A 6,425-nucleotide genomic window follows, 5' to 3' on the forward strand; every position below is an offset into this window, starting at 1 on the left:
TGCTTCATAGTATTCTTTTTCTTCTACTTTCTCTATCTTTGAATAAAGATTATCTTCTGTATTCCTAATATGCTTGCTTAATTCCTTTATCGTTGGTGCTTTAAATAATTCTTTTAATGGAACCTCTTTATTTAATGCCTTATGAATTTTAGACATAAGCACAGTAGCTTTTAAAGAATATCCTCCAAGGTCAAAGAAATTGTCATTTATACCTACTTTTTCAATTCCTAATGCTTCACTCCATACTTTTGCTAAAGTTTCTTCAACTTCATTTCTTGGGGCTTCATATTCAGTTAAAGTTGCTGCTAAATTTGGTTCAGGAAGTGCCCTTCTATCAAGCTTTCCATTAGCTGTTAATGGCATCTTATCTAATCGTACAAAGTAAGCTGGAATCATATATTCTGGTAATACTTCCTTTAGAAAACTCTTTATGTTTAATTCCTCAACAGAATTTTGACTTACAATGTATGCACATAGATTTTTCTCACTATCTTTGGTTTCCTTAACTAACGCTACTGCTTCTTTAATACCCTCGTGTTGTAATAATCTATTTTCAATCTCGCCAAGTTCTATTCTAAATCCTCTTATCTTAACTTGATTATCTATTCTTCCTAAAAATTCTATATTTCCATCATGTAACCATCTAGCTAAATCTCCTGTTTTGTACATCTTTGCACCAGGTTTAAATGGATTATCTACAAACTTTTCAGCTGTTAATTCTGGTCTATTTAAATATCCTCTTGCTAATCCATCTCCAGCTATGTATATTTCTCCAGATACACCTATAGAAGCAAGCTTATCATTCTTTAAAATATATAACTCTGTATTATCTATAGGCTTTCCTATTGGTATTGTTTTTCTATCATCATTAATGCAATCAAAATAAGATACATCTATAGTAGCTTCCGTTGGACCATATAAATTTACAAGACTTTTACCACTTTTAAACTCTTTATAGAATTTTGATACTTGTTTAAAGTTTAATGCCTCTCCGCTAGAAAATACTTGTCTTAAACTTGATAAATTTATATTATCTCTGTTTTCTTCTACACAATATAAGAAAACATCTAACATAGAAGGTACAAAGTGCATTGTTGTTACTTCATACTTATCTATTGTTTCTATTATTTTCATGGGGTCTTTTTCAGCATTAGGGCTAAGCATACATACCTTTGCTCCTACTAATGACCACCATAAAATCTCCCATACAGAAACATCAAAAGTGTAAGTTGTTTTTTGTAGGATAGTATCTTTTTCACCTATTGGATATTTTTTTTGCATCCAATTTAATCTATTAACCAATGATCTATGTTCAATCATTGCTCCTTTAGGCTTTCCTGTAGTTCCTGAGGTGTAGATTATATATGCTAGATTGTTTGAATCATTTATTTTCCCGATATTAGTGGTATCATTTTTAAATAATTTCTCATCAAATAAATCAATAAATTCACCATGAAACTTTATATTTTCTACTAAAGCATTTTTGCTTAATAATACCTTACTTCCACTATCACTTAGCATATATTCTATTCTTTCCTTAGGATAGTTTGAATCTATTGGTAAGTAGGCTCCTCCTGCCTTTAAGATCCCAATTATTCCTACAATCATCTCTAGAGATCTTTCTACCATTACTCCTACTATTGAATCAGCCTTAACACCTTTATCTCTTAATATTGTGGCAAGACTATTTGACCTTTCGTTTAACTCTCTATAAGTTAACTTCTTATCTTCAAACATTACTGCAATATTATCTGGTGTTCTTTCTACCTGAACTTCAAATAATTCATGTATTGTTTTATCCTCTGGATAATCAACCTTTGTATCATTAAATTCATATAAAATCTTATTAACATCTTTTTCAGATAATATTTTTATATCTTTAACCTTCTTATTATGATTATTTAAAATATCTTCCAAAGCAGTTACATAGCTTTCATATAAGGTTTTAACAGTAACTTCAGTAATTTTATTAGAATTATATACAATCTGAATTCCTATTGATTTATCTTCCATAAGTTCAAGTAAAAATGATAGCTCATTTTTACTTGACTCACATATATAATTAATATCTTTATCCTCATGTAGACCTTTCATGCATATGCTTACTGGTGTTAGCTCCATTACATTATTAGGTAAATTGTTTTGTAGCAATATTTTTGAATTTAAATAAGCCTGATTCTTATAGCTTTCTAGTACTTTAGTTTTAATAGAATCCATATACTCTAAATATGTCTTCTCATAGTCTATATAAGATACTAGTGGCAATAACTTATTTATGTTCATATTTCCTACATTACTTTTACTAGCATAACGAGGTATACCAATTACAATATCGTTCTTACCCATATATTTAGATAAAGTGATTTTCAGTGTTGATACTAAAAAGGTATATATCAAAAGACTATTGTTCTTGCAGATATCATTCAACTTATCTCCATATTCTTTATCAAATGTTTCTTTATATATACTTTTTTTATATGAGGATTCATCACAATAATCCCATATAAACCTTTCATTATCTTTTAAGATTTTAAGTTGCTCATTCCAATAACTTAACTCTTTCTTATACTTATTCATAAAGGTTATCCCCCTTAACCATTCATATATTAAACTGTTCTCCTAATATATCTAATGCTGAATCATCATCAAAATATCCCTCTGAGCATTCTAAAATTATATTATCTATACTGATTTCTTTGTTCATTACTATTACTTTTAGTATATTAACATAGTCTTCTTTCATAATTTCTATAGTGCTTTTATCATAGAGCTTAGTAGAATATGTTAATGACAAGTGAATTGTCTTCAATTTTTCTTCCACTGTCAATTCAAAATCCACCTTGGATGACCTTGTTTTCATATCGTAATATTTGATTAAAAGTCCATCTAAAAGTTTTTCATCTTTATCAAATAAATTAATAGAATTGAACATAACATCAAATAAAGGATTTCTGCTTTTATCCAATCTTAGATTTAATCTTTCTACTAAAGCTTCAAATTGATAACTTTGATTTTCATATGCTTTTAGGGAATTTTCCTTTACTTCATTTAAGAAATCTATATACTTCTTAGAACCTTTTGGTTTATTTCTTAAAGCTAATGTATTTACAAACATCCCCATTATATTTTGAAAATCTGTATGTGGTCTTCCTGCTATTGGCATACCTACTATAATATCTTCTTGGCCACTATATTTTGATAGAAGTATATTGAATGCTGATAATAAAACTATATGGATGGTAGATCCAGTTTCTTTTGAAAGTTCTCTTAATTTTTCTGTAGTTTCTTCATCTACTTCGAACTTTATATTATCTCCTTCAAAACTTTGAACAGATGGTCTTTCATAATCAGTAGGTATATTTAGTATTGGCATTTCATCATTGAACATCTTAATCCAGTACTCTTCTTGCTTTTTCATCTCATCTGATTTTAAGAAATTATTTTGCCATGCTGCAAAATCCTTATATTGAAGTTTTAAAGGTTCTAAACTTTTCCCATTATATATATCTGCAAATTCTTTTATTAATATATTCATAGATACCCCATCCGATATTATATGGTGCATATCTATCAACAAGTAAGTTTTATCTTCATTTCCAACAAGTTCTACTCTAAATAACGGAGCCTTCTTTAAATTAAAAGGTCTTACAAAGGTATTTAATATGACTTCTATATTTTCATTTTGCTTTTTAACTAATTCAAACTCATAGCTCTTAAGTATTTTTTGTATTATTTCTTCATCATAAATCTCAAAATAACTTCTTAATAACTCATGCCTTTCGATTAATTTTTTGAAAGTTTCTTCTATCTTATTCTTATTAACTTTTCCTTCTAACTCAAAAACTACAGGCATGTTGTAAGCTATACTATCTTTATCAAATTCTTGAATCATATACATTCTCTTTTGAGCTGAAGATGTTTCATGATATTCTTTCCCTTCTGTTTTTTCTATATTTGAGCAAATATTTTCTTCTATACTTTCAATGTACTTGCTTAACTCTTTTATTGTTGGTGTTTTAAACAATTCTTTCAAAGGTACTTCCTTATTTAGTTCTTTATGAATTTTAGACATAAGCACCGTTGCCTTTAAAGAATGTCCTCCAAGCTCAAAGAAATTATCATCTATACCTATGTTTTCAACTCCTAATACTTCACTCCATATTTTTGCTAAAATTTCTTCAATTTCATTTCTTGGAGCCTCATATTCAGTTAAAGTTACATCTAATCTTGGCTCTGGAAGTGCTCTTCTATCAAGCTTTCCATTAATAGTTACTGGCATGCTTTCTAATTGTACAAAGTAAGCTGGAATCATATACTCTGGCAACATTTCTTTTAAGTAGTTTTTTAAATCTAACTCTTCAAGATTTTTTCCACTTATAACATATGCGCATATATATTTCTCACTATCTTTGTTTTCATTGACCAAAACTACCGCTTCCTTAACGCCTTCATGTTGTAATAGCCTATTTTCTATCTCACCAAGTTCTATTCTAAATCCTCTTATCTTAACTTGATTATCTATTCTCCCTAGAAATTCTATATTTCCATCAGGTAACCATCTAGCTAAATCTCCTGTTCTGTACATCTTTGTTCCAAACTCAAATGGATTATCTACAAACTTTTCAGCTGTTAATTCCGGTCTATTTAAATACCCTCTTGCTAGACCATCTCCACTAACACATAATTCTCCATAAACTCCTATTGGACTTAACTTATAATTTTTATCTACTATATAAACTTTAGAATTAGTTATAGGCTTTCCTATTGATATATTAGAACTATATTCTTTTTTAATTAAATAAGTTGTAGAAAAAGTAGTATTTTCAGTTGGTCCATATCCATTTATAATCTTAAGGTTTCTGCATTCTTTTCTTGCCAAACTAATATACTTTGGTGATAAAACATCTCCACCAACTAATAAATATCTTAATTCTTTAAATATATTTATATTTTCTTCAGCTATTTGATTGAATAGTTCAGATGTTAACCATAATATTGTAATGCTATTTTTAATTACAAACTCTTCTAAAAGTTCAGGTAATATGATTGTTTCATTTTTAGCTAGATACAACTCTAACCCGTTAAGTAAAGCTCCCCAAACCTCAAAAGTTGACGCATCAAATACCATAGAGCCAGTTTGGAGAATTCTATCGTTATCTTTAAACTCAATATAATTTGGTTTTTTTACCAATCTAACAACATTTTTGTGTTCACACATTACTCCCTTAGGATTACCAGTTGTACCTGAAGTATAAATTACATATGCTAAATCATTCGATTTGCTTACCTTTTCTAAATTGCTCGAGTTATTTTTAAATAGATTTTCATTAAATAAATCAATAAATTCACCATTAAACTCTATATTTTCTACTAAAGTATTTTTACTCAACAATATCTTGCTTTCACTATCCTTTAGCATATATTCTATTCTTTCTTTAGGATAGTTCGGATCTATTGGTAAGTAGGCCCCACCAGCTTTTAGAATTGCCATTATTCCTACTATCATCTCTAGAGATCTTTCTATCATTATTCCTACTATTGAATCTGACACAATTCCTTTACTTCTTAATATTCCAGCGAGACTATTGGCCCTTTCATTTAACTCTCTATAGGTTAACTTCCTGTCTTCAAATACCACTGCAATACTATTTGGTGTTTTTTCTACCTGTGTTTCAAATAACTCATGCATGGTTTTATCCTTTGGATAATCTACTTCTGTATCATTGAATTCATATAATATTTGATTTTTCTCTGCTTCTGATAATAAATCAACTTCATATAATTTTATTTCTCTATTATTTACTATCCTATCTAGTATTCCTACAAAATGATTGCTTAGCCTTTCTATTGTTTCTTTCTTAAATAGTTTTGAACAATACTCTATACTTAAGCTTAATTTATCATCATTTTCTAAAGCATTCAGTGTTAGGTTAAATTTAGCTATCTTGCTTTTATTATTGTATTGCTTCAATATCATATCATCTAACTTAATATCCTCACTGTTTACGGTATCAATCATATTAATCATCACATCAAACAGCGGATTTCTGCTTGTATCTCTTTTTACATTTAGCTTTTCTACCAAAGTGTCAAATTTATAGCTTTGATTTTCATAAGCTTTTAGGGAATTTTCTTTTACTTCTTTTAAGAAATCTAAATATTTCTTATCTCCTTCTGGCTTATTTCTTAAAGCTAGCGTATTTACAAACATCCCCATTATATTATGAAGGTCTGCATGTGGTCTTCCAGCTATTGGCGTTCCTATTACTATATCCTCTTGTCCACTATACTTTGATAGAAGTATATTTAAAGCAGATAGCAGTGTCATATGCATTGTAGTTCCTGTTTCTTTTGCAAGCTTTCTTAACTTTAGCGTTATATCCTTATCAATTTCAAAAGTTATACTATCTCCCTCAAAACTTTGC

Annotated in this window: 2 protein-coding genes; both read right to left on the reverse strand. The window is 28.8% G+C overall.

Annotated features, from left to right (window positions below; genetic code table 11):
- On the reverse strand, nucleotides 1-2,607 hold a 2,607-nt coding region (locus tag B3603_RS01795; protein WP_414632359.1), incomplete at its 3' end, for a non-ribosomal peptide synthetase.
- The coding region (locus tag B3603_RS01800) for an amino acid adenylation domain-containing protein (protein WP_291560021.1) at nucleotides 2,600-6,425 on the reverse strand (3,826 nt) is incomplete at its 5' end. The genes B3603_RS01800 and B3603_RS01795, both read right to left, overlap by 8 nt.

Source organism: Clostridium sp. UBA2485 (genome assembly GCF_002341865.1).
Taxonomy (GTDB): Bacteria; Bacillota; Clostridia; order Clostridiales; family Clostridiaceae; genus Clostridium_J.